This window comes from Streptomyces sp. PR69 (genome assembly GCF_026420845.1).
In the GTDB taxonomy this organism is placed as follows: domain Bacteria; phylum Actinomycetota; class Actinomycetes; order Streptomycetales; family Streptomycetaceae; genus Streptomyces.
Window position 1 is genome coordinate 315,738 of record NZ_JAOWCB010000003.1, and the last position, 19,478, is coordinate 335,215.

The window sequence follows — 19,478 nt, forward strand, 5'->3', positions numbered from 1 at the left end:
GGGGCCGCCTCCGCTCCAACCCCGGTGACCGGGGGTTTCGCCCCGGGTTCATGCGACGGCGGTGCGCGCCTCGGCCAGGGCGGTGCGGCACAGGGTGTCCGCGCGGCGCGTGGATTCGGGGATGCGGAAGCGGCGGGCGAGGTGCAGGGTGTGGGCGCAGGCCACGTCGAGGGTGACGCGATGGCCCGCCGAGACGAAGACCGGTTTCACGCCGTCACGCGTGCGCAGGGCCCGGCCGACCTCCTCGCCGTCCTCGGCGAGGAGCGGGGCGCTGTCCCCGCGGCGCGGACCGAGGGCGTCGTAGGAGAAGACGAACGGATTCTTGGCGACGCCGATGGCCGGGAGCCCCGTCAGCACGCCCAGATGGCTCGCGAGACCGAACCGCCGTGGATGCGCCACGCCGTAGCCGTCGCAGACGACCAGGCCCGGGTCGCCGGAGAGCGAGGACAGCGCGGCCAGCACCGTCGGGATCTCCCGGAACGCGAGCAGCCCCGGGATGTACGGGAAGGCCACCCGGCCCACCGCGGTGGCCTCCTCGACCACGTCCAGGGTCGCGGCGTCCAGCACGACGGCCGCCGCGGCGACGATGTCGCGCGCGTCGTCGTACGCGACGTCCACCCCGGTCACCCGCCCCTCCCCCACCGGCGGGCCCGGCTCGTCCAGGATGACGCGGGCGCGCAGCCGGTCCTGCACGGCGAGGGCCGCGGCTTCGTCGGCCGGCCAGTCCGCGGGCGTTTCGATGATCTTCATGATGCCGTCAGCCTACGGCGGGCCCCACGTGCGATGTCAGCCCCGGCCGCTAGCCTGGCGATCATGTTCGTACTCGAATTGACCTACACCGCGCCCGTCGAGCGGGTCGACGAGCTCCTCGAAGCGCATCGGGAGTGGCTGGACACGTATTACGACGAGGGTGTCTTCATCGCCTCCGGCCGCAAGAATCCGCGGGACGGCGGGGTGATCCTCGCCGTCGGGGACGACCGCGGGCAGATCGAGAAGATCGCCGCGGCGGATCCGTTCGTGATCGGCGGGGTGTGCGCGTACCGGATCACGGAGTTCCATGCGACGAAGACCGCGGCCGCGCTCGCCGAGTACCGGGAGCGGAGGCCATAGCCGCGCCCCGCACCCCACAGGGGCCGCAGCTTCGCGCCGCCGCCCCCGGGTGACACAGGTCACGCTCGCCGCCGATGCACTGAATCGCTTCATCCGCCGTCTTCCCGGGCGTCAGGGAGACGTCAGCGAATCAGCGCAGCGCAGCAAGGAGCACGGCCTTGTCCACCGTCATCGAGCAGACCGTGCAGGCGCGGCTGGTCGCCTCGGCGCCCCGGATGGAAACCATTCCCGTCACTCTCCGCTATGACCGCGAGGACCCCTTCGCGGTCCGCATGGCCTTTCCGCCGCCCGCGACCCTTGAGGGGGCCGAGGTGGCCTGGGTGTTCTCCCGTGAGCTGCTGCTGGCCGGGGTCGACGCCCCCATGGGGGTCGGGGACGTGCGCGTACACCCCTACGGCTACGACCGCACGGTGATCGAGTTCCACGCCCCGCAGGGTGTGGCGATGGTCCATATCCGCACCGCCGAGCTGCGCCGTTTCCTCAGGCGCGCCCAGGCTCTGGTGCCGGCCGGCCGCGAGCATCTGCATCTCGACCTCGACCACGATCTGGCCGAGCTGATGCGCGACGCCGCCTGACCGCCCGACCGCCTCGCTACCTGATGCGCACTGTGACAAGCACCGGCGCATAAATGCGTTGACGGCCGCCGCACGCCCCCCTACGGTCTACACCGGTTCTGTTGCCGCCGATTGGAGAAGGACGTTGCTCGTCTGAGGTCTTGAGACACCGTGTGCCACAGCCGACACAAGGCTGTGCCGTGCATCGCGTGCGACCTCGGCGGACGAGTATCCGAACGTCCCCCTGCCCATGGCGGCCATCGCGCCCCCGTGACGTTGGGGCGTCAGCCGTCCTCAGCCGCATCCTCGCCGGCTTTCCGCCCTCTGTGGCCGACGCCCGGCCGGGGCACGCGATCCGGTGTCTCCACCCGTTGCCCTCGCACCATCTCTACTCGCAACCGGGGAGTCACCTCTATGTCTGCTCATTCTGCTGCTCACACTTCCGCGCACATCGTCTGCACCTCGCTTGGCTTCTCCTGGCCGGACGGCACCGTCGTCTTCGACGGCTTCCAGCTGGCGGTCGGCTCCGGCAGAACCGGGCTCGTCGGCCTCAACGGGTGCGGCAAGTCGACGCTGCTGCGGCTGATCGCCGGTGAGCTGCCCCCGTCCGAAGGGGCGGTGCGCGCGACGGGCCGGATCGGCTATCTGCCGCAGAACCTGGTGCTCGACACCGCACTGCGCGTGGACGAGGCGCTGGGCATCGCAGGCAAGCGCGCCGCGCTGCACGCGATCGAAGCCGGAGACACACGTGAGGAGCACTTCACGGCGATCGGCGACGACTGGGACGTCGAGGAGCGGGCGCGGGCCTCGCTGGATCAGCTGGGGCTCGGTCACATCGGCCTCGACCGCACCATAGGCGAGGTCTCCGGCGGGGAGGGCGTGCTGCTGCGGCTGGCCGCACTGCTGCTGGCCCGGCCCGATGTGCTGCTGCTCGACGAACCCACCAACAACCTGGATCTGTATGCGCGGCGGCGGCTCTATGAAGCGGTGGCCGACTGGTCGGGGGTGATGGTCGTGGTCAGCCATGACCGCGAACTGCTGGAGCACGTCGACCAGATCGCCGATCTGCGCGACGGCGACGTCGCCTGGTACGGCGGGAACTTCACCGCGTACGAGCAGGCGCTCGCGGCCGAACAGGAGGCCGCCGAGCGGATGGTGCGGGTCGCGGAGGCCGATGTCCAGCGACAGAAACGCGAACTGGCCCACGCACACGTCACATTGGCCCGCCGCAAGCGATACGGCCAGAAGATGTACGACACCAAACGCGAACCCAGAGCGGTGATGAAGGAACGCAAGCGGCAGGCCCAGGTGTCCGCCGGCAAGCACCGCATCATGCACGCCGAGAAGCTCGCCGAGGCGAAGGAGCGGCTCGGCGAGGCCGTGGAGGCGGTGCGCGACGACGACGAGATCCGCATCGAACTGCCCGCGACCACGGTCCATCCGGGGCTCGGCGTGCTCCGCCTCAGTGAGCTGACGCTGTGCTACGGGGCCGAGGTGAAGGGCGAGTTGGAGGTACGGGGACCGGAGCGGATCGCGCTGCTCGGCCGGAACGGCGCGGGCAAGACGACCCTGCTGCGCACCATCGCAGGCGAGCTGGCCCCGCTGGCGGGCGAGGCGCGGGCCGAAGTGCCGCTGCGCTTTCTGCCGCAGCGGCTCGACGTCCTCGACGACGGGCTGACCGTGGCGCAGAACGTGGCGCGGTTCGCGCCGGACGCGGACAACAACCGCGTCCGTGCGCGGCTGGCGCGCTTTCTGTTCCGCGGGGCGCGCGCCGATCAGCTCGCCGGGACGCTGTCGGGCGGGGAGCGGTTCCGGGCCTCGCTGGCCGCGCTGCTGCTCGCCGAGCCCGCGCCGCGGCTGCTGATGCTGGATGAGCCGACCAACAATCTGGACATGGCGAGCGTGCGGCAGCTCACGGCCGCCCTGGAGTCGTATGAAGGGGCGCTGATCGTGGCGAGTCACGACATGCCGTTCCTGGAGTCGGTCGGGATCACCCGGTGGCTGATGCTCGACGGGGAGCTGCGCGATAGGTCGGCCGACGAGGTGCGGGCGGCGTTCGGCTGACCGGGGGCCGGTCAGCGGGGCCGGGCTCGGACCCGGCCCCCGTGCCGGGCCCGGTGCGAGCTCGCGCCCGGATGGGTCTTTACGCGCCCCGGGGACAGCGGCTAAAGATGGGCGGCACTTCCTACCCCCGAGTACGACCTGGAGACCGCCGCCGTGCCGAGCAGGAAAGCCCTGATCCGCCGTCCGAGCCCACGCCTCGCCGAGGGGCTGGTCACCCATATCGAGCGCCGTCCCGTCGATGCGGCGCTGGCGCTCGAACAGTGGGAGGGCTATGCGGCGGCGCTGCGGGCACACGGCTGGGAGACGGTCGAGGTCGATCCGGCCGACGACTGCCCGGACGGCGTGTTCATCGAGGACACCGTGGTCATGTTCCGCAATGTCGCGCTGATCGCCCGGCCGGGGGCGCAGTCCCGCCGGCCGGAGACGGCGGCCGTGGAGCAGACCCTGGCGGAGCTGGGCTGTTCCGTGAACTGGGTGTGGGCGCCGGGCACCCTGGACGGCGGGGATGTGCTCAAGATCGGCAACACCGTCTATGTCGGCCGCGGGGGCCGGACGAACGCGGCGGGGGTCCAGCAGCTGCGGGCCGCGTTCGAGCCGCTGGGGGCGCGGGTGACAGCGGTGCCGGTGAGCCAGGTGCTGCATCTGAAGTCCGCCGTGACAGCGCTGCCCGACTCTACGGTTGTGGGCCATCCGCCGCTGGTCGACAACCCTTCGGCGTTCGAGCGCTTTCTGCCGGTTCCGGAGGAGTCGGGCGCACATGTGGTGCTCCTCGGCGGCGGAAAGCTGCTGATGGCGGCGAGCGCGCCCAAGACGGCGGAGCTGTATGCGGACTTGGGGTATGAGCCGGTTCCGGTGGACATCAGCGAGTTCGAGAAGCTCGAAGGCTGCGTGACCTGTCTCTCGGTACGCCTGCGCCACCTGTACACATAACAGAACGTAACCGGATATCTCTCCGGCGGGCTTGGACGGCGGCTTGCCGCGCGTTTAACCTACGGTTTCGTAACCTACGACCTCGTAGGTAACGCCCCCGCAGGTAAAACGTTCCCCCTCCCGCCCCCAGGAGCCCTCGTGACGATCATCTCCCCCCACCTCGGCAGTTCGGATGCGTGGACCGACGCCCGGCTGCTGTACGCACTGGAGGAGGTGGTCGAGAAGGAGCTCAACCGCCATCTGACGGTCGTCAGGGACTGGATGCCCCACGAGTACGTGCCCTTCGGCGACGGCCGGAACTTCCCCGCCTTCTTCGAGGACGGAGAGGCATGGGAACCAGGGCAGTCCAAGGTCAGCGAGGTCGGCCGGATCGCGCTTGTGGTCAATCTGCTGACCGAGGACAACCTGCCGAGCTACCACCATGAGATCGCCACGCTCTTCGGCCGGGACGGCGCATGGGGCACCTGGGTGCACCGCTGGACCGCGGAGGAGGGCAGACACGGCATCGTGATGCGCGACTATCTGCTGACCTCGCGCGCCGTGGACCCGGACCAGCTGGAGCAGTTCCGGATGGCCCATATGTCGGAGGGCTTCGAGTCCGACAACCGCCACTCGATGCTGCACTCGGTCGCGTATGTCTCCTTCCAGGAGCTGGCGACCCGCGTCTCGCACCGCAACACCGGACACCAGTCGGGCGACCCCGTCTGCGACCGGATGCTCGCGCGGATCGCGATCGACGAGAACCTGCACATGATCTTCTACCGGAATCTGCTCAGCGCGGCGTTCGAGCTGGCCCCGGATCTGACCATGCAGGCCGTGCGCGACGTCGTCGTCAACTTCCGTATGCCCGGTCACGGGATGCCCGGTTTCGAGCGGGCGGCCGCGCAGATGGCGATCGGCGAGATCTACAACCTGCGCATCCACCACGACGATGTGCTGCAGCCGGTGCTGCGCTATCTGAAGGTCATGGAGATCGGCGGGCTGGGGCCCGAGGGCCTCAAGGCGCAGGAGGAGCTCGGCTACTACATGGGCGGGCTGCAGACCGAGGCGACGAGGTTTGACGAGAAGCTGGCCGCCCGCAAGGCCCGGTTGGCGGCCCGCGCGGCTGCGGGCTGACGCGGGACGCGCCCCCGGCGGGATGCCCGGCGGCGCTGCCCGGCGGGACGCCCCCGCCCCGGCGGCCGGGACTCCGCCGATGTGTGCGGCACACGACAGATGACGGCCGGCCGACTGCGCGCCACCGGCTCCGGCGGCCGGGTCGCGGTCGCGTACCGCCTCCGCGGGTGAGTGACCGGCTCCGGCGGCCGGGCCGGTCGACGACGGGCAGAGGCCCGACCGCTCCGCGGTCGCGCACCCCATCCGCGGATGGGTGACCGGCTCCCCCGGCCGGGCCAGTCGGCGGCAGGCAGACCCGCCGCTCCACAGTCGCACACCCCCTCAGCGGGTGAGCAACCGGCTCCCGCGGCCGGGCCGGTCAACGACGGGCAGAGGCCCGGCCGCTGCGCGGATGAGGTCCGCGGGTGAGGTCCGCGGGTGAGGTCCGCCGTCCTCTCGGCAAGGGCCGCCGTCGGGCGCGCGCGCATGGCCGCGGTGATCGACGGTATGACGGAGGCGTCCACGACGCGCAGGCCCCCAGCTACCCGGTCCCTGAGCCGGGGGCCGGCGACCGCCGCGGCGGGATCGGCACCCGTTCGACGCCCATGCGGCGGGTGCCGGCGGGGTGGCAAAGGGGCTGGGCAGCGACCCGGACGGAGGCGTCGAGCGCCGTGTCCGCCGACCTCGCCGGGGCAGGGGTCATGGGCTTGACCGCGTACGGGGTCGGCTCCGGGGGCCGCGGCAGGGCTTCCGCCTGCCGGATGACCGCCCGCAGGCGCGGCGGGTCCTCGGGCGCGGTCAGCCCTTGCCGTGCTTGAGACGGTGCCGCTCCTTCTCCGAGAGCCCGCCCCATACGCCGAACCTCTCGTCGTGAGCGAGGGCGTACTCCAGACAGGCCACCCGCCCCTCGCACGCCCCGCAGAGCCGCTTGGCCTCGCGGGTGGACGACCCGGGGGCCGGGAAGAAGAACTCCGGCCCGACCTGGGCACACAGGGCGGTCTCCGGCCAGGACAGCTCGCGGCCGTCGGCGGTGTGGTCGGCAGTGGTGTTGATCGGCATACGCGCCAGACTGCTCACCGCCGATAAACGGCCGATCAACGAACCATTGACGTGTACGTCCGCCGGTCGCGCCGCCTTGACCGCGGGCGGTCCGCGGCAGGGGCCCGCCGTGGCCGCTCACGGCGGACGTCACCCATGGCCGCCGTGGGGGTCGTACCCCGGAATCGTGCCGTCCGGCTTGGCCACCAGGAACAGTCCGGCCATGCCCATGTCGGAGTGGCTCTGCACATGGCAGTGGTACATCCAGGCTCCTGCCCCCACCCCCTCCCCCGCGATGATCTGGAAGCCGAAGGAGTCCGCCGGGCCGGTGATCTTGTTGTCGATGACGCGGCTGACGTCGTCGGGGCCTTCGAGGAGGCCGGTCCTGTTGTCCGCCCAGCGGTGACCGTGCATATGGAAGGTGTGGTAGAACTCGCCGTGCGTGATCATGACGATCTCGACGCGGTCGCCGACCGCCGCACGGAACTCGGGAGGATCGTCCGCGGGCCTGTTGTTGATCGTCATGTCGTTGAAGACGACAGTGAACTGCCTGTCCGGCAGGATGTCGCCTTCCCGGCGCACCACCAGCGGGCCGTACAGCCCCTTGCGTATGCCGCCGGTGCCGTGCTCGGTGCCCACCACATGGTCGTGGTAGTGCCAGTAGCCCGCGCTGCCGGGGCGCCAGGTGCCGTCCTTGCGTCTGCCGGGGACATGGGTGCGCCAGGTGTAGGTGCGAACGCCGCCTGCGGGGACATGGCTGCGGTTGTGCTTGGTGCCGTCGCTTGCGATGTCGTAGTCGACCCCGTGGGGGTGCAGGCTCACCGGCACATCCAGCAGATTCTCGAACTCGATGTGCAGGGTGTCGCCTTCGACCAGTTCGATGAGCGGTCCGGGAATGGCCGGTTTGCCCTTCTCCAGGCCATATCCGAGCTGACCGTCCGGCAGTTTCTCGGCGAAGACCTTCAGATGGCGCACCCGGCCGCCCGCCGGGGCCCTTCTGAGGGGGCCGGTTCCGGCCGTGTCGGCCGATGAGGCGGAGGGGATGGATAACGATGTCACACCGGCGGCCGCGACCGCGCTTCCCGCGAGCAGCCGGCGGCTGAAGCTCCGTCTGTCCATGCCGGAACCCCCCACTCTCGTCCGGCTCTCGTCCGGAGACCGACGAACACAACGATCGCACGGTAGTGAAATGATCTTTGTTTATCCACGCCCGGGACAAAGTTCATGCCATTGCGGTAGTTCCTATTGGCGAACGGCGAAAAGGGGTCTAGTTTCAACGGCTGCCATTGTGACCACAGAGGGGTGAGTGACCTTATGCAGCGCGCTCGCACCGTACGGCCCCGGCGCCGCTTACGACACCGTCTGGCCCTGACCCTCGGCATCGGCGCACTGACCGCGTCCCTGTTCACCGGAGGCGGTGCGTCCGCCGTGGCGCAGCCCCATCCGGGAACGGCTGCGACAACGTTGTCCCTGCCCTCGCCGCCCGGCGGGGACGACGTCAGGGTGCTGATCTTCCACGCTTCGGCGACCGAGGAGTCCCCGACCGTGGACGCCGGGATCGCCGCGATCGAGTCGATCGGACTGAGCGGCCCGGCCGCCGGGCGGTTCCGCACGGACGCCACCGACGACGCGTCCGTCTTCACCGACGAGCGGAAGCTGGGCCGCTACAACGCGGTCGTCTTCCTGACCGGCGGCGGGGATGTCCTGGACCCGGAGCAGGAGCTGGGACTTGAGGCCTATATGGAGGCCGGCGGCGGCTTCCTCGGCATCCATGAGGCGGCGCGCACGGAGCCGTACTCCGAGTGGTTCACCGGACTCATCGGCGCCCGGCCTGCCGGCGCGCCGAGCACGGTGCAGCGGGCGGTCGTCGAGGTGGGCGACCGCAGCCACCCGGCTGCCGCCACGCTGCCACTCGAATGGAGGCGTCCCGACAAGTGGTTCAACTGGGCGGAGAACCCGTCCGGCGCCGTCCACACCGTGGCCCGGGTCAGGGAGAGCAGCTACACCCCGGCCGCGGGCGCCAACGGCTGGGACCACCCGGTGTCCTGGTGCCGTGACTACGACGGCGGGCGCTCCTTCTACACCGCGATGGGCGGCACCGCCGCCGGCTTCGCGGAGACCGACTTCCGCGAGCATCTGCGCGGAGCGCTGGCCTGGACTGCCCGCCTCGCGCGCGCGGACTGCAAGGCGACGATCGACGCCCACTACACGGCAACCCGGGTCACCAAGCCCAACCAGCCGGGACGGCATGACCAGATCGGCGAGCCGCACGGTCTGGACATCGCGCCCGACGGGCGCGTGTTCTATATCGGGCGCGGCGGCGGGGGCCCCTCGCAGCCCGTGGTCACCGACTGGGACGACCCGGACATCGGCAAGGGCCGGGGCGAGATCCATGTCTATGACCCGTCGACACGGCAGGTCACACTGGCGGGCGCGCTCACGGTCTTCGGCAACAAAGGCGGCGGCGGTGAGCTGATCAAGAACGAGGAAGGGCTCCTCGGAATCGCGCTGGACCCGGACTTCCTGACCAACGGCTGGGTGTATCTGCACTACACGCCGCACTCCCGGATCAACCGCGACACCCGTATGGCCGAGCGATATGTCTCCCGCTTCACCTTCGACCGGGCCGCCGGCCGACTCGACCCGGCCAGCGAGAAGGTGCTGTTGAAGTGGCCGGTGCAGATCCACAGCTGCTGTCATGCGGGCGGCGGGCTTGCCTTTGACTCCCGGGGCAATCTCTACATCGCCACCGGGGACAACAACTCCTCCGGCTTCAGCGGCGGTTACTCCGGGAACAACCCGGAGCCCGCCTTCAAGGGCGTCGCGTTCGCCGACGCCCGCCGCACTTCGGGCAACACCAACAACCTCAACGGCAAGATCCTGCGCATCCACCCTGAGGACGACGGGACATACACCCTGCCCGCGGAGAACCTGTTCACCGGGAAGGAGCCGGACGAGGGCGGCGGCAAGACCCGCGGCGAGATCTATGTGATGGGGGTGCGCAACCCCGCCCGCATCTTCGTCGACAAGACGACCGACGTCCTGTACGCGGGGTGGGTCGGCCCGGACGCGGGCGCGCCGTCGACGACCTGGGGCCCGGCCAAGTACGACACCTTCGCCGCGATCACAAAGGCGGGCAATCACGGCTGGCCGTACTGCATGGGCAACAACCAGCCCTACCGGGACCGCAATCTGCCCGACCCCGGCAAGCCGCTCGGCTGGTACGACTGCGACGCGCCGCGGAACGAGTCGCCCCACAACGACGGACTGGTGCGGCTGCCGCCCGTCACGCCGAACACCGTCTGGTACGCGCCCCAGGGCGGCGCGCCGGACTTCCCGCGCGACGCGGACGGCGTGCCCAGCTACCGGCTCCAGGACCAGAGGCTGCTGCTGCCCTGGCTCAAAGGCGGCGCCCAGGCGGCCATGAACGGACCGGTGTACCGCTATGACGCGGACAGCGACTCGACGGTGAAGTGGCCCGCGTACTGGGACGGGAAGTGGTTCGTCGGCGACTTCTACGACGGCGGCCAGCCGCGTCATGCGGTGCTGACCGCCCCCGGGGCGTCCGGCGAGGGCGGGCTCCCGGTGCACGCCGAAACCCTCAAGAGGATCGTCCCGGTCGGTGAGGGCGGCATCCGCAACCTCATGGACTGGAAGTTCGCACCGGACGGGTCGCTGTACGTGCTCGACTACGGCCGCGGGTTCTTCACCTCCCACTCGGCGTCGGCGCTGTGGCGGATCACCTACACGGGCGGCGGGCCGACGCCCTCGGCCGACCACGTCGTACGTGAGGGGGCCCGGTGAAGCGCTTGACGGCACGGCGCCTGACACAACGGCGGCCGGCGCGACGACGGCGGCCGGCGGACTTCTGGACGGCTGTCGTCTCCGCCTTCGCCATGGTGGTGGGGCTGATGTCCGCGGCCGCGTACGGCAAGGCGGACGCGACACGCCCGGCAGCGCAGACGCTGACCTGGACCGCCGGCGACCCGATCGACCGCTATCTGTCCTTCCCCACGACGGCTGCGGCGGGCCCGGCGACCATCGTCTTCGAGAACAGCGCGGCGACCGGAAACACCACCGGCATGCCGCACACGCTCACCTTCGACGTCTCCGACCCCGAGTACAACAACGACGTCTCCCTCAACATCCTGGCCAACCCGGGCGACGCCCAAGGGGGCCGGTACACGGCGGAGGTGACGCTCACTCCGGGCCGCTACCGCTACTACTGCGCCATCCCCGGCCATGGCGCGATGCAGGGCGTCCTCACCGTCGCCGAGGACGGCGGCGGGGACGCCGAGCCGCCCGTCGCCTCGGCGAAGGTCGAGGGCGACCGCAACGCCGACGGCGCTTATGTCGGGCAGGCGACACTCACCCTGACACCACGCCCCCCGACACCTCGGCGACGGTGAGCGGCGAGCAGAACGGACAGGGCGAGTATCTCGGGATGGCCACCGTCACCGTGACCGCCTCCGACACCGGCTCCGGCGTCAACACGATCGATTACGCGCTCGGCGCGGACGGTGACTGGCAGCCGTACACCGCACCGGTGACGGTCCATGCCACAGGCGCCCATAAGGTCCGCTACAAGGCGACCGACAGGGCGGGCAACGCGTCCTCGCCCAAGGAGGTCGCCTTCACCGTGGTCACCCCGCCGACGCCGGACTCCACGCCGCCCACGACGTCCGCCGCCGTGAGCGGCCAGCGGAACTCGGACGGCGCGTACATCACAAGCGCCACGGTGCGGCTGACGGCGGCCGATGACGACTCGGGCGTGGAGAGGGTCGAGTACTCGCTCGACGGCGGCCCCTATCTGGCGTACACGACGCCGGTCGTCGTCGATCGGGTCGGCTACCACTCGGTGCTGCACCGGGCGACCGACAAGGCGGGCAACACCTCCGAGCCGCGGAAGGTCTCCTTCACGGTCGCCGAGGGCGGGGGCGTGCCCGCGCCCCACTGCCCCGAGTACGACGAGCGGCTCACCGTCATCGTGGGCACGGTCGACTCGGGGGTGCCGAACCGGATGACCAACCGCCGCTGCACGGTCAATGAGCTGATCGAGGACGAGAAGGACTGGTCCTCGCACGCCCTGTTCCTCAAGCATGTCGACGAGGTGCTCGACCGGCTGCTCGCGGACGGGGTGCTCGACCAGCGGGAGCACCGGGCGGTCTACCGGGCGGCCAAGGACTCCGGCATCGGCAAACCGGGCCAGCACACCGGCTACCGCGCGCTGTTCGACGGCACCGCGTCGTCGTTCGCGAAGTGGCAGCACGTCGGCGGCGGTTCCTTCGCGCTGAACGCCGACGGGTCGATGACCAGCGGCGTGACCGAGCAAGGGCTCGGGATGCTGTGGTTCCCGCAGCGCCAGTACGGGGACTTCTCCCTCAGGCTCCAGTGGCGTGACGACGCGGCGGGCGACGCCAACGCCAACAGCGGGGTGTTTGTGCGCTTCCCTTATGTCCACGGCCATCCGGAGGAGCCGCGTCCCGAGTGGGTCGCCATCAAGTACGGCCACGAGGTGCAGGTGCTCGACCGGCCTGACGGCGATATGTACAAGACGGGTTCGGTGTACGGGTTCGACCGGGTGGGGCTCGGGGGCGCCGGGGTGACGCCCAAGGGCACCTGGAACGACTATGAGATCCGGGTGGCAGGCCAGCGCTATGAGGTCTACCGCAACGGTGTGCTGGTCAATGAGTTCGACAATGACCGTGGTCAGCGGTTCTATCCGCCGCGGGCGGGGGATCCCGGGACGGACGGCCGGAGGTATGCGACGGGGTACATCGGATTGCAGGTGCATGGCACGGCGGACGTGATCTCGTACCGGGACATCCGGATCAAGGAGCTGTAGTCGCCGCGGGGCGGGTCTTTTCCCCGCCCTGGGGCGGGCCCGCTGGGGGCTTAAGCCCCCAGACCCCCTCCGGGGGGGGAGGGGGTGCGGGGCTGGCGCCCCGCACCCCCGGCGGGCGGCAGCTTCGCGCCGCCGCCCCAGTACGGCCTGAAGGCCGTGTCCTCCAACTCCCCCAGGGGCACCCCACGGAGGTGCCCCCAACGGGCTGGGATTCAGCTGCGCCACATCCCAGCCCCGCCGACGTTGGCAGCCCACATTCAGCCCCGCCTGGCGGTACCTCCCAGCCGTAACTGGGGGAGCTTGAGGCGCGGGGGCCGGAAACCCAGCCCGCCGGCGCTTGAGGCGCAAGGGGCAGCACATTCCAGCCCCGCCGGCGCTTGAGGCGCAAGAGCCGGAAACCCAGCCTCGTGGGGGTACCCCTGGGGGCACCTCCGTGGGGGTCCCCCCGGACGGAGTCTGGGGGAGGTAGCCGGGGGAGGAGTCTGGGGGAGGTTGAGGCGCGGGGGTCCGGGGGCGGAGCCCCCGGTGTTCAGGGCTCGTCGCGTCGGGCCCGGCTCGGCTGGACCCGCTTCGGCTCGCCCGGCATCTTCGGGTGGTCCGGCGGGTACGGCAGATCGCCGAGGCCGTGTTCGGCCTCGTCCCGGCGGGCCAGCTCCAGCAGGCTCTCCAGGCTGAAGCGGGTGTCGTCCATGTCCGCGTGGACGTCGCCCGCTTCGGCGTAGCGGGCGGGCATGGTCGTGATGTCGAAGTCCTCCGGCACCGCGTCGTCGACCTCGTCCCACCGCAGCGGCGCGGAGACGGGCGCGTGGGGGCGGGGGCGCACGGAGTAGGCGGAGGCGATAGTGCGGTCCCGCGCGGTCTGGTTGTAGTCGACGAAGATCCGCTGGCCGCGCTCCTCCTTCCACCATTTGATGGTGACCCGGTCCGGCATCCGGCGTTCGAGCGCCCGGCCGCAGGCGATCGCGGCGCGCCGCACCTGGGTGAAGGTCCAGCGGGGCTCGATGGGCACGAAGACATGGAGGCCGCGTCCTCCGGAGGTCTTGGGCCAGCCGCGCAGTCCGTGTTCGTCGAGGACGGCGCGCAGCTCATGGGCGGCGTGGACGGCGTCCGCGTAGTCGGTGCCGGGCTGTGGGTCGAGGTCGAGGCGCAGTTCGTCGGGGTGGTCGGTGTCGTCGCGCCGTACCGGCCAGGGGTGGAAGGTGACGGCGCCGAGGTTGGCGGCCCAGATGACGGCCGCGGGCTCGGTCGGGCACATCTCGTCAGCGGAGCGGCCGCTGGGGAAGGTGATGTGCGCGGTGGGGATCCAGTCGGGGAGGTATTTCGGGGCGCGCTTCTGGAAGAAGGACTCGCCGTTCACTCCTTCGGGGTAGCGCTCCAGGGTGGTGGGGCGGTTGCGCAGGGCCCGGGTGATCCCGTCACCGACCGCGAGGTAGTAGCGGACCATGTCGAGCTTGGTGTAGCCGCGCTCCGGAAAGTAGATCTTGTCGGGGTTGGAGACGCGTACGGTCCGCTCCCCCACCTCCAGTTCCACGGCTCCGGCCATGGGCGTCAGCGTATGCCGTGCCGACATTTATCGCATATTGGACAATCTGCTTATGGATCTGCCCGTGATGCCTCCGGTCAAGCCGATGCTGGCCAAGTCGGTGAAGACGATTCCGCCCGGCATGCAGTACGAGGCGAAGTGGGACGGCTTCCGGGCGATCGTCCACCGGGACGGGGCCGAGGTCGTGCTCGGCTCCCGCACCGGGAAGCCGCTCACCCGCTACTTTCCCGAGCTGGCCGCCGTCCTGGCGGAGCAGCTGCCGCCCCGCTGTGTGCTGGACGGCGAGATCGTGATCGTGCACGGCGGACGGCTGGACTTCGACCGGCTCACCGAGCGCATCCATCCGGCGGACTCGCGGGTGCGGATGCTCGCCGAGCGGACGCCCGCCAGCTTCATCGCCTTCGATCTGCTCGCGCTGGGCGATGAGTCCCTGCTCGACACCCCGCTGGCAGAGCGCCGGGCCAGGCTGGCGGAGGTGCTGGCGGGGGCGCGTCCGCCGGTCCATCTCGCGCCCGCCACGACGGACGAGGCCGTGGCGGCCCGGTGGTTCGAGCAGTACGAGGGGGCGGGCCTGGACGGGATCGTGGCCAAGCCGCTGGATCTGCCGTACCGGCCGGACGCCCGGCTGATGTTCAAGGTCAAGCATGAGCGGACCGCGGACGCGGTCGTGGCGGGCTACCGCTTCCACAAGAGCGGCCCGGTGGTCGGCTCGCTGCTCCTCGGACTGTACGACGACCGGGGCAGGCTCCAGCACGTGGGCGTGTGCGCGGCGTTCTCCATGAAGCGGCGCGAGGAGCTGGCGGCCGAGCTGGAGCCGCTGCGGATGGCGGACGCCTCGGAGCACCCTTGGGCCTCGTGGACCCAGGAGAGCGCCCATGAGACGGCGCGGCTGCCGGGTGCGCCGAGCCGCTGGTCGGGCAAGAAGGATCTGTCCTGGGTGGCGCTGAGGCCGGAGCGGGTGGTCGAGGTGGCCTATGACCACATGGAGGGGGACCGGTTCCGGCATACGGCCCAGTTCCGCCGCTGGCGGCCGGACCGTACGCCGGAGAGCTGCACCTATGCGCAGCTGGAGGAGCCGGTCGGCTATGACCTCGCCGAGGTGCTGTCAGCACCCTGACCCGCCCCCGCGGCCGGCCGGGGCTGCTTAAGTGCCGGTGCCGGTGATGGTGGGGTGCACCCCGTCCGCGTCCAGGACGTAGGAGCCCGTGAAGGTCGGGTGGTCGCCGTCCTCCACCAGGGCGATGCAGCCCGGCGTGGCGTTCGAGACAGTGAGCTGACGGGTGTCGTCATTGGAGATGCTCAGCGTGCCGGTGGCGTTGACGTAGCTCACCGCGACCTCGCCCGTGACATCGAAGTCGCAGGTGACGATGGTGATATGCGCGCTGATCCCCTCGATGAACCCGGTGGTGACACCGGCCTCGGCCTCATGTGTCACCGCCTGGATGCGCCAGCCGGGGTCGGTGTCGGCGACGGGGGTCACCGGGCCCACAGGGCTGACGCAGGGCTGGGAGTCGCTGCCGAAGCGCGCCTCGTCAATGTCGCCGACATGGGCTGGGTTGCCGGTCGCGTCGAACAGCTTCCCGGCGGCGTCGGCCGTGGGGCAGGCGAGATCGAAGCCGTTGACGGACAGCACGGTGTCCGTGGACAGGGCGGTGTAGGCGGTGGGCGAGCCGGGTCCGACGGTCCACTCGGACGGCGCCGCGGAGGCGGGGGCCGCGGCGAGGGCGAGGGCGGCGGCAGCGGCGGCGGTGACTGCCGCGAGCGTTCCTAACGGCTGCTTTCTGGACGTATCCACGGGACGTTCCTCCGATGGGTCGGAATGGCTGCGCGACGCGAACGGCTCAGGGCGCCGCGGCATTGCGGTATTCCGCTGTGGCGTTTCGGTCACATGCGCGCCGTGACGATCCGTGACGTTACTTGCGGGAAACTTTGCTGCACAATGCCGCCGTTCAAGATTTTCCGGAGTGCGGAACTTCCTCGCTTCAGATAAGCAATTCTTCCGGCCGCTTTGTCAAAGGGTGCGCAATCCGGCGGCACGCCGGTGGAACGGTCATGTCCGGATGCGCTCCCTCGCGGCCTGCCCCGCGTTCCCAACCGGTGTGCACTGGTACGGACTTGGTCTATGTTCGGCGCCGATGCCGCCCCGCCTGCCAGTCCCGGGAAGACCCCCATGCCCTCACACGCACTCGGCCCGTTGCCCCCGGAGTTCGCCGCGCTCATCCGTCCGGAACTGCCCAGCCTGATCAAGGAGATCGGGATCGAGGTCGTCCACGCCTATCCCGAGTACGCCCGGCTGCTCGACGGCCCTTACGGCCATGGCATCCGCGTCGGCGTCGAGCAGTCCATCTCCGCCTTCGTCGACCGGGTCGCCGAGCCCTCGGCGCCGTCTCCCCTGCGCGATGAGATGTGCCGGAGGTTCGGCAGGTTCGAGGCATACGAGGGGCGCAGCCTGGAATCACTCCAGGGCGCGTACCGGCTCGGGGCGCGTATCGCGCTGCGCCGGGCCAAGAAGGTGGGCCGCAGCCACCACCTCTCCCCCACGATGATGCTGAGCTTCGCGGACGCCCTGTTCGCCTATGTCGAGGAGTTGGAGGCGCTGTCCCGCGAGGGCTATCTGGAGGTGCGGGCACAGGCCGGAGAGCGGTCCGAGGTGCTGCGCCGGCGGCTGCTGCATCTGCTGCTCGCGGGGCCGCCGGCGCCCGGCGCGGCGGTCGCGGAGCTGGCGGAGCAGTCCGCCTGGCCGCTGCCCGACCAGGTGACCCCGGTCGCGCTGCGCGCCCCGGCCGAGCTGGAGCGGTCGGATCTGGACAACGATGTCCTCACCGATCTCGACGACCCCCAGCCGTATCTGCTGATCCCGGGGCCCCTCGGCCCCGGCCGGCGGCGCATGCTGGACACCGCGCTGTTCGGCGCCCGCGCCGCCGTCGGCCTCACCGTCGCGACCGCCGAGGCCCCTCACTCGCTGCGCTGGGCGCGCCGCACGCTGGAGCTGGTCGACACGGGCGTCATCGAGGCGGGCCCGCTGGTCCACGCCGCGGACCATCTCGTACCGCTGTGGCTGCACTCCGACCCGGCCCTGCTCGTCCGGCTGGCCGAGCGGGAGCTGGCCCCGATCGCCGGGCTGACGCCCGCACGCCGGGGCCGGCTCATTGAGACCCTGCGGGTCTGGCTGGACACCCGCGGCACGGCCGTGCGCATGGGCGAGCTGCTCGATGTCCATCCGCAGACCGTGCGCTACCGGATGCGCAGCCTTGAGTCCCTCTTCGGCGATCAACTGGCGGACCCGGAGCGGCGGTTCGCCATGGAGGCGGCGCTGCGGGCGACCCAGCGGCGGTGACGGGACGCCGCTGCGGCTGCGCGGACTAGATCGATTGGGGTACGGGGCCCGGGGTCGCGTATGGTGGGCCGACGGTGCTGCCTGGCTGTGGGGGGTGCAGCGAGCCCGGCTGTGCGCCGTCTCCCGTACGAGCCGTTCCCCTGACCACCTCGGGGCGGTTGCGTCCGGCGAGGCCGGCGGCCCGTACCGCCCGGAGCCGGCCACAGCAGAGCGAGACCCCGAAGGACTTCATGTGACCGCGTCGCCCCTCGTCCCCGTGCCGATCCCCGATCGCGTCGCCGCGATGATCGGGGCCTGTATGCCGATCCACGTGCTCCAGGCCGAGGTCGACGCGGAGTGCGCCGCACGTGAGGTGCACCGGCTGCCCGACCCGCTGTCCGCCGAGTCCCGGGCCGCCCGCGAGCGCGCCCTGTCGGCCCTGGCCGCCGCCAACAAGGTCCTCGCCGCCTACAACCCGGGCCTGACGGTCCGGCCTCGGCGCTCCGGCAGCACCCCCTACGGGGTGTGACCTCCGCCACACCCCGCCTGCGCGCCGCCTACGCCACCGCCGACGACGACCCGAAGGCACGGCGACAGGCGTGCGGGCTGGCGCCGACCCGGGTCAAGGTCCCGGCGTCGATCTCGCCGGGCGGTGAGCAGACGAGCACCCGGCAGGCGGCACGGCCGTCCGGCAGCCGCGCCAGGGCGAAGGCCTCCAGCGGGGTGGCGAGGCCGAAGGCGATGACGCCGTCCAGAGCGAGTAAGGCGACGGTGTGCACGGCCCGTGCACAGCCATGCCGCCTGTTCCCGCCAACCGCCTGACCGGCGCGATTCGGCCGGGGCCGGGACACCGGTGTCCCGGTGTCCCGGCATGCCGCACTGGCGCGAATCCGTTGACAGTTGGCATTCACGCCAGTGGTCCGGCCCCGCGCCGCCCGCCTAGCGTCGTCCCCGCAGTGCCCGCACGCGGCGGCACAGACGAGGAGAGTCCACCCGTATGACCACGTTCCTGCTCGCCGTCCACGTCCTGGCGGCGATCGTCGCGATCGGGCCGGTGGCGGTCGCCGCCAGCGCTTTTCCGCCCGCGGCCCGCCGGGTTCAGGGCTCACCCGAGGACGGCCAGGCGCTCGGGGTCGTACGCAATCTCCACCGGATCTGCCGGGTCTACGCCGTCGTAGGGGTGACGGTGCCGGTCTTCGGGCTGGCCACCGCGAAGAACATGGGCGTGCTGGGCGATGCCTGGCTGATCGCGTCCATGGCGCTGACGGCGGTCGCGGCCGTGGTCCTCGGGGCGCTGATCCTGCCCGGCCAGAGCGCGGTGCTCGATGATCCGGGCGCGGCGGTCGCGGGCCGGCTGGCCATGTACACCGGGGTGTTCAACCTGCTGTGGGCCACGGTCACCGTGCTGATGATCGTCCGCCCGGGGTCCACGACCGGGGCCTGACGGCGGTCAGCCGGCGTCGTCCGCGGGGTTCAGGAAGATCCCGTCCACATACACCCAGGCGCCCTCATGCCGCTCGAAGGAGCTGCGCTCATGCAGCGCGCCCCGCTTGCCGTGGTGCCGGAAGCGGGCGCGGAAGGTCACGGTCCCGGCGGTGTGGAAGGCGGTGCCGTCCTCGACGCCCTCGATCTCCAGGCCGGTCCAGTGGATGCCCGGGTCAAGCTCCAGCTGCTCGGGCCTGGTGCGCGGATGCCAGGTGCGCAGCAGATACGCCGCGTCGCGGACGACGAAGGCGCTGTAGCGGGAGCGCATCAGAGCCTCGGCGGTGGGGGCGGCCGACTCGCCCGAGTGGAATCGTCCGCAGCATTTCCCGTATGACTCCGGCAGTCCGCAGGGGCAGGGCGATTCGGCGGCGTGCTCCGGGGGGCGGGTGCGTCCGGGGCGGAGGCGGCTGCGTCGAGACATGGCTCCATTTTCCGCCATTGAGCCGCGGGGGCCCACGTGTGCCTTCCGGGGCGCGCGGGTCAACCGTATGCTCCTGC

The 19,478-nt window shown here is 71.1% G+C and carries 17 protein-coding genes and 1 pseudogene; 11 read left to right on the forward strand and 7 right to left on the reverse strand.

Annotated elements, in window-relative coordinates; genetic code table 11:
- Positions 1 to 48: 48 nt before the first annotated feature.
- On the reverse strand, positions 49 to 750 hold the full coding sequence (locus OF819_RS04700; protein WP_267242043.1) for an endonuclease V: 702 nt from the start codon (positions 748 to 750) through the stop codon (positions 49 to 51).
- A 63-nt stretch (positions 751 to 813) separates the two neighbouring features.
- Here OF819_RS04700 and OF819_RS04705 point away from each other — a divergent pair, with 63 nt between their 5' ends.
- From OF819_RS04705 to OF819_RS04725, 5 genes are all read left to right on the forward strand, one after another.
- Positions 814 to 1,110, forward strand: a complete 297-nt coding sequence (locus tag OF819_RS04705) for a YciI family protein (protein WP_267242044.1) — start codon at positions 814 to 816, stop codon at positions 1,108 to 1,110.
- A gap of 158 nt (positions 1,111 to 1,268) precedes the next feature.
- On the forward strand, positions 1,269 to 1,685 hold the full coding sequence (locus tag OF819_RS04710) for an SsgA family sporulation/cell division regulator (RefSeq protein ID WP_267242045.1): 417 nt from the start codon (positions 1,269 to 1,271) through the stop codon (positions 1,683 to 1,685).
- Between the two features lie 393 nt (positions 1,686 to 2,078).
- Positions 2,079 to 3,728, forward strand: coding sequence for an ABC-F family ATP-binding cassette domain-containing protein (locus tag OF819_RS04715; RefSeq protein ID WP_267242046.1), 1,650 nt, complete (start codon positions 2,079 to 2,081; stop codon positions 3,726 to 3,728).
- 153 nt (positions 3,729 to 3,881) lie between these two features.
- The gene (gene ddaH / locus OF819_RS04720) at positions 3,882 to 4,658 is read left to right on the forward strand and encodes a dimethylargininase (protein WP_267242047.1); all 777 of its coding nucleotides are present in this window, start codon (positions 3,882 to 3,884) and stop codon (positions 4,656 to 4,658) included.
- 138 nt (positions 4,659 to 4,796) lie between these two features.
- Entirely contained in the window at positions 4,797 to 5,774 is a 978-nt protein-coding gene (locus tag OF819_RS04725) for an acyl-ACP desaturase (protein WP_267242048.1), read from the forward strand.
- Between the two features lie 777 nt (positions 5,775 to 6,551).
- Here the strand turns inward: OF819_RS04725 and OF819_RS04730 are convergent.
- Together OF819_RS04730 and OF819_RS04735 are read right to left on the reverse strand one after the other, a co-directional pair.
- Complete coding sequence (locus tag OF819_RS04730) at positions 6,552 to 6,812, reverse strand: WhiB family transcriptional regulator (RefSeq protein WP_267242049.1); 261 nt, start codon at positions 6,810 to 6,812, stop codon at positions 6,552 to 6,554.
- Between the two features lie 129 nt (positions 6,813 to 6,941).
- A complete protein-coding gene (locus OF819_RS04735; protein ID WP_267242050.1) occupies positions 6,942 to 7,910 on the reverse strand; it encodes a multicopper oxidase domain-containing protein in 969 nt (322 codons plus the stop codon).
- 195 nt (positions 7,911 to 8,105) lie between these two features.
- Between OF819_RS04735 and OF819_RS04740 the strand changes: the two genes are divergently transcribed.
- Entirely contained in the window at positions 8,106 to 10,595 is a 2,490-nt protein-coding gene (locus OF819_RS04740; protein WP_267242051.1) for a ThuA domain-containing protein, read from the forward strand.
- Positions 10,596 to 10,687: 92 nt separating this feature from the next.
- Positions 10,688 to 12,636, forward strand: a pseudogene (locus OF819_RS04745) (OmpL47-type beta-barrel domain-containing protein).
- A gap of 529 nt (positions 12,637 to 13,165) precedes the next feature.
- On the opposite strand, the gene ligD reads toward OF819_RS04745, so the two are convergent.
- Positions 13,166 to 14,179: a non-homologous end-joining DNA ligase gene (ligD, locus tag OF819_RS04750; RefSeq protein ID WP_267242052.1), complete on the reverse strand. Its 1,014-nt coding sequence runs from the start codon at positions 14,177 to 14,179 to the stop codon at positions 13,166 to 13,168.
- Positions 14,180 to 14,231: 52 nt separating this feature from the next.
- Here ligD and OF819_RS04755 point away from each other — a divergent pair, with 52 nt between their 5' ends.
- On the forward strand, positions 14,232 to 15,296 hold the full coding sequence (locus OF819_RS04755; RefSeq protein WP_267242053.1) for an ATP-dependent DNA ligase: 1,065 nt from the start codon (positions 14,232 to 14,234) through the stop codon (positions 15,294 to 15,296).
- Between the two features lie 27 nt (positions 15,297 to 15,323).
- On the opposite strand, the gene OF819_RS04760 is transcribed toward OF819_RS04755, so the two are convergent.
- On the reverse strand, positions 15,324 to 15,974 hold the full coding sequence (locus OF819_RS04760; RefSeq protein WP_267242054.1) for a hypothetical protein: 651 nt from the start codon (positions 15,972 to 15,974) through the stop codon (positions 15,324 to 15,326).
- A gap of 375 nt (positions 15,975 to 16,349) precedes the next feature.
- On the opposite strand from OF819_RS04760, the gene OF819_RS04765 reads away from it, so the two are divergent.
- A complete protein-coding gene (locus tag OF819_RS04765; protein ID WP_267242055.1) occupies positions 16,350 to 17,516 on the forward strand; it encodes a helix-turn-helix domain-containing protein in 1,167 nt (388 codons plus the stop codon).
- Positions 17,517 to 17,748: 232 nt separating this feature from the next.
- Positions 17,749 to 18,024: a hypothetical protein gene (locus OF819_RS04770; protein WP_267242056.1), complete on the forward strand. Its 276-nt coding sequence runs from the start codon at positions 17,749 to 17,751 to the stop codon at positions 18,022 to 18,024.
- A gap of 28 nt (positions 18,025 to 18,052) precedes the next feature.
- Here OF819_RS04770 and OF819_RS04775 read toward each other — a convergent pair whose 3' ends face one another.
- On the reverse strand, positions 18,053 to 18,274 hold the full coding sequence (locus OF819_RS04775) for a hypothetical protein (protein WP_416370469.1): 222 nt from the start codon (positions 18,272 to 18,274) through the stop codon (positions 18,053 to 18,055).
- A 218-nt stretch (positions 18,275 to 18,492) separates the two neighbouring features.
- Here OF819_RS04775 and OF819_RS04780 point away from each other — a divergent pair, with 218 nt between their 5' ends.
- Positions 18,493 to 18,939, forward strand: coding sequence for a hypothetical protein (locus tag OF819_RS04780; RefSeq protein ID WP_267242057.1), 447 nt, complete (start codon positions 18,493 to 18,495; stop codon positions 18,937 to 18,939).
- A gap of 6 nt (positions 18,940 to 18,945) precedes the next feature.
- Here the strand turns inward: OF819_RS04780 and OF819_RS04785 are convergent, their stop codons facing one another.
- Positions 18,946 to 19,401, reverse strand: coding sequence for a YchJ family protein (locus OF819_RS04785; RefSeq protein ID WP_267242058.1), 456 nt, complete (start codon positions 19,399 to 19,401; stop codon positions 18,946 to 18,948).
- Between the last annotated feature and the right edge of the window lie 77 nt (positions 19,402 to 19,478).

Bases quoted from the DNA above. Each gene is read 5' to 3' on its own strand.
- OF819_RS04700 (WP_267242043.1), bottom strand. From the start codon at position 750: ATGAAGATCATCGAAACGCCCGCGGACTGGCCGGCCGACGAAGCCGCG.
- OF819_RS04705 (WP_267242044.1), top strand. From the start codon at position 814: ATGTTCGTACTCGAATTGACCTACACCGCGCCCGTCGAGCGGGTCGAC.
- OF819_RS04715 (WP_267242046.1), top strand. From the start codon at position 2,079: ATGTCTGCTCATTCTGCTGCTCACACTTCCGCGCACATCGTCTGCACC.
- OF819_RS04730 (WP_267242049.1), bottom strand. From the start codon at position 6,812: ATGCCGATCAACACCACTGCCGACCACACCGCCGACGGCCGCGAGCTG.
- OF819_RS04735 (WP_267242050.1), bottom strand. From the start codon at position 7,910: ATGGACAGACGGAGCTTCAGCCGCCGGCTGCTCGCGGGAAGCGCGGTC.
- OF819_RS04740 (WP_267242051.1), top strand. From the start codon at position 8,106: ATGCAGCGCGCTCGCACCGTACGGCCCCGGCGCCGCTTACGACACCGT.
- ligD (WP_267242052.1), bottom strand. From the start codon at position 14,179: ATGGCCGGAGCCGTGGAACTGGAGGTGGGGGAGCGGACCGTACGCGTC.
- OF819_RS04755 (WP_267242053.1), top strand. From the start codon at position 14,232: ATGGATCTGCCCGTGATGCCTCCGGTCAAGCCGATGCTGGCCAAGTCG.
- OF819_RS04765 (WP_267242055.1), top strand. From the start codon at position 16,350: ATGCCCTCACACGCACTCGGCCCGTTGCCCCCGGAGTTCGCCGCGCTC.
- OF819_RS04780 (WP_267242057.1), top strand. From the start codon at position 18,493: ATGACCACGTTCCTGCTCGCCGTCCACGTCCTGGCGGCGATCGTCGCG.
- OF819_RS04785 (WP_267242058.1), bottom strand. From the start codon at position 19,401: ATGTCTCGACGCAGCCGCCTCCGCCCCGGACGCACCCGCCCCCCGGAG.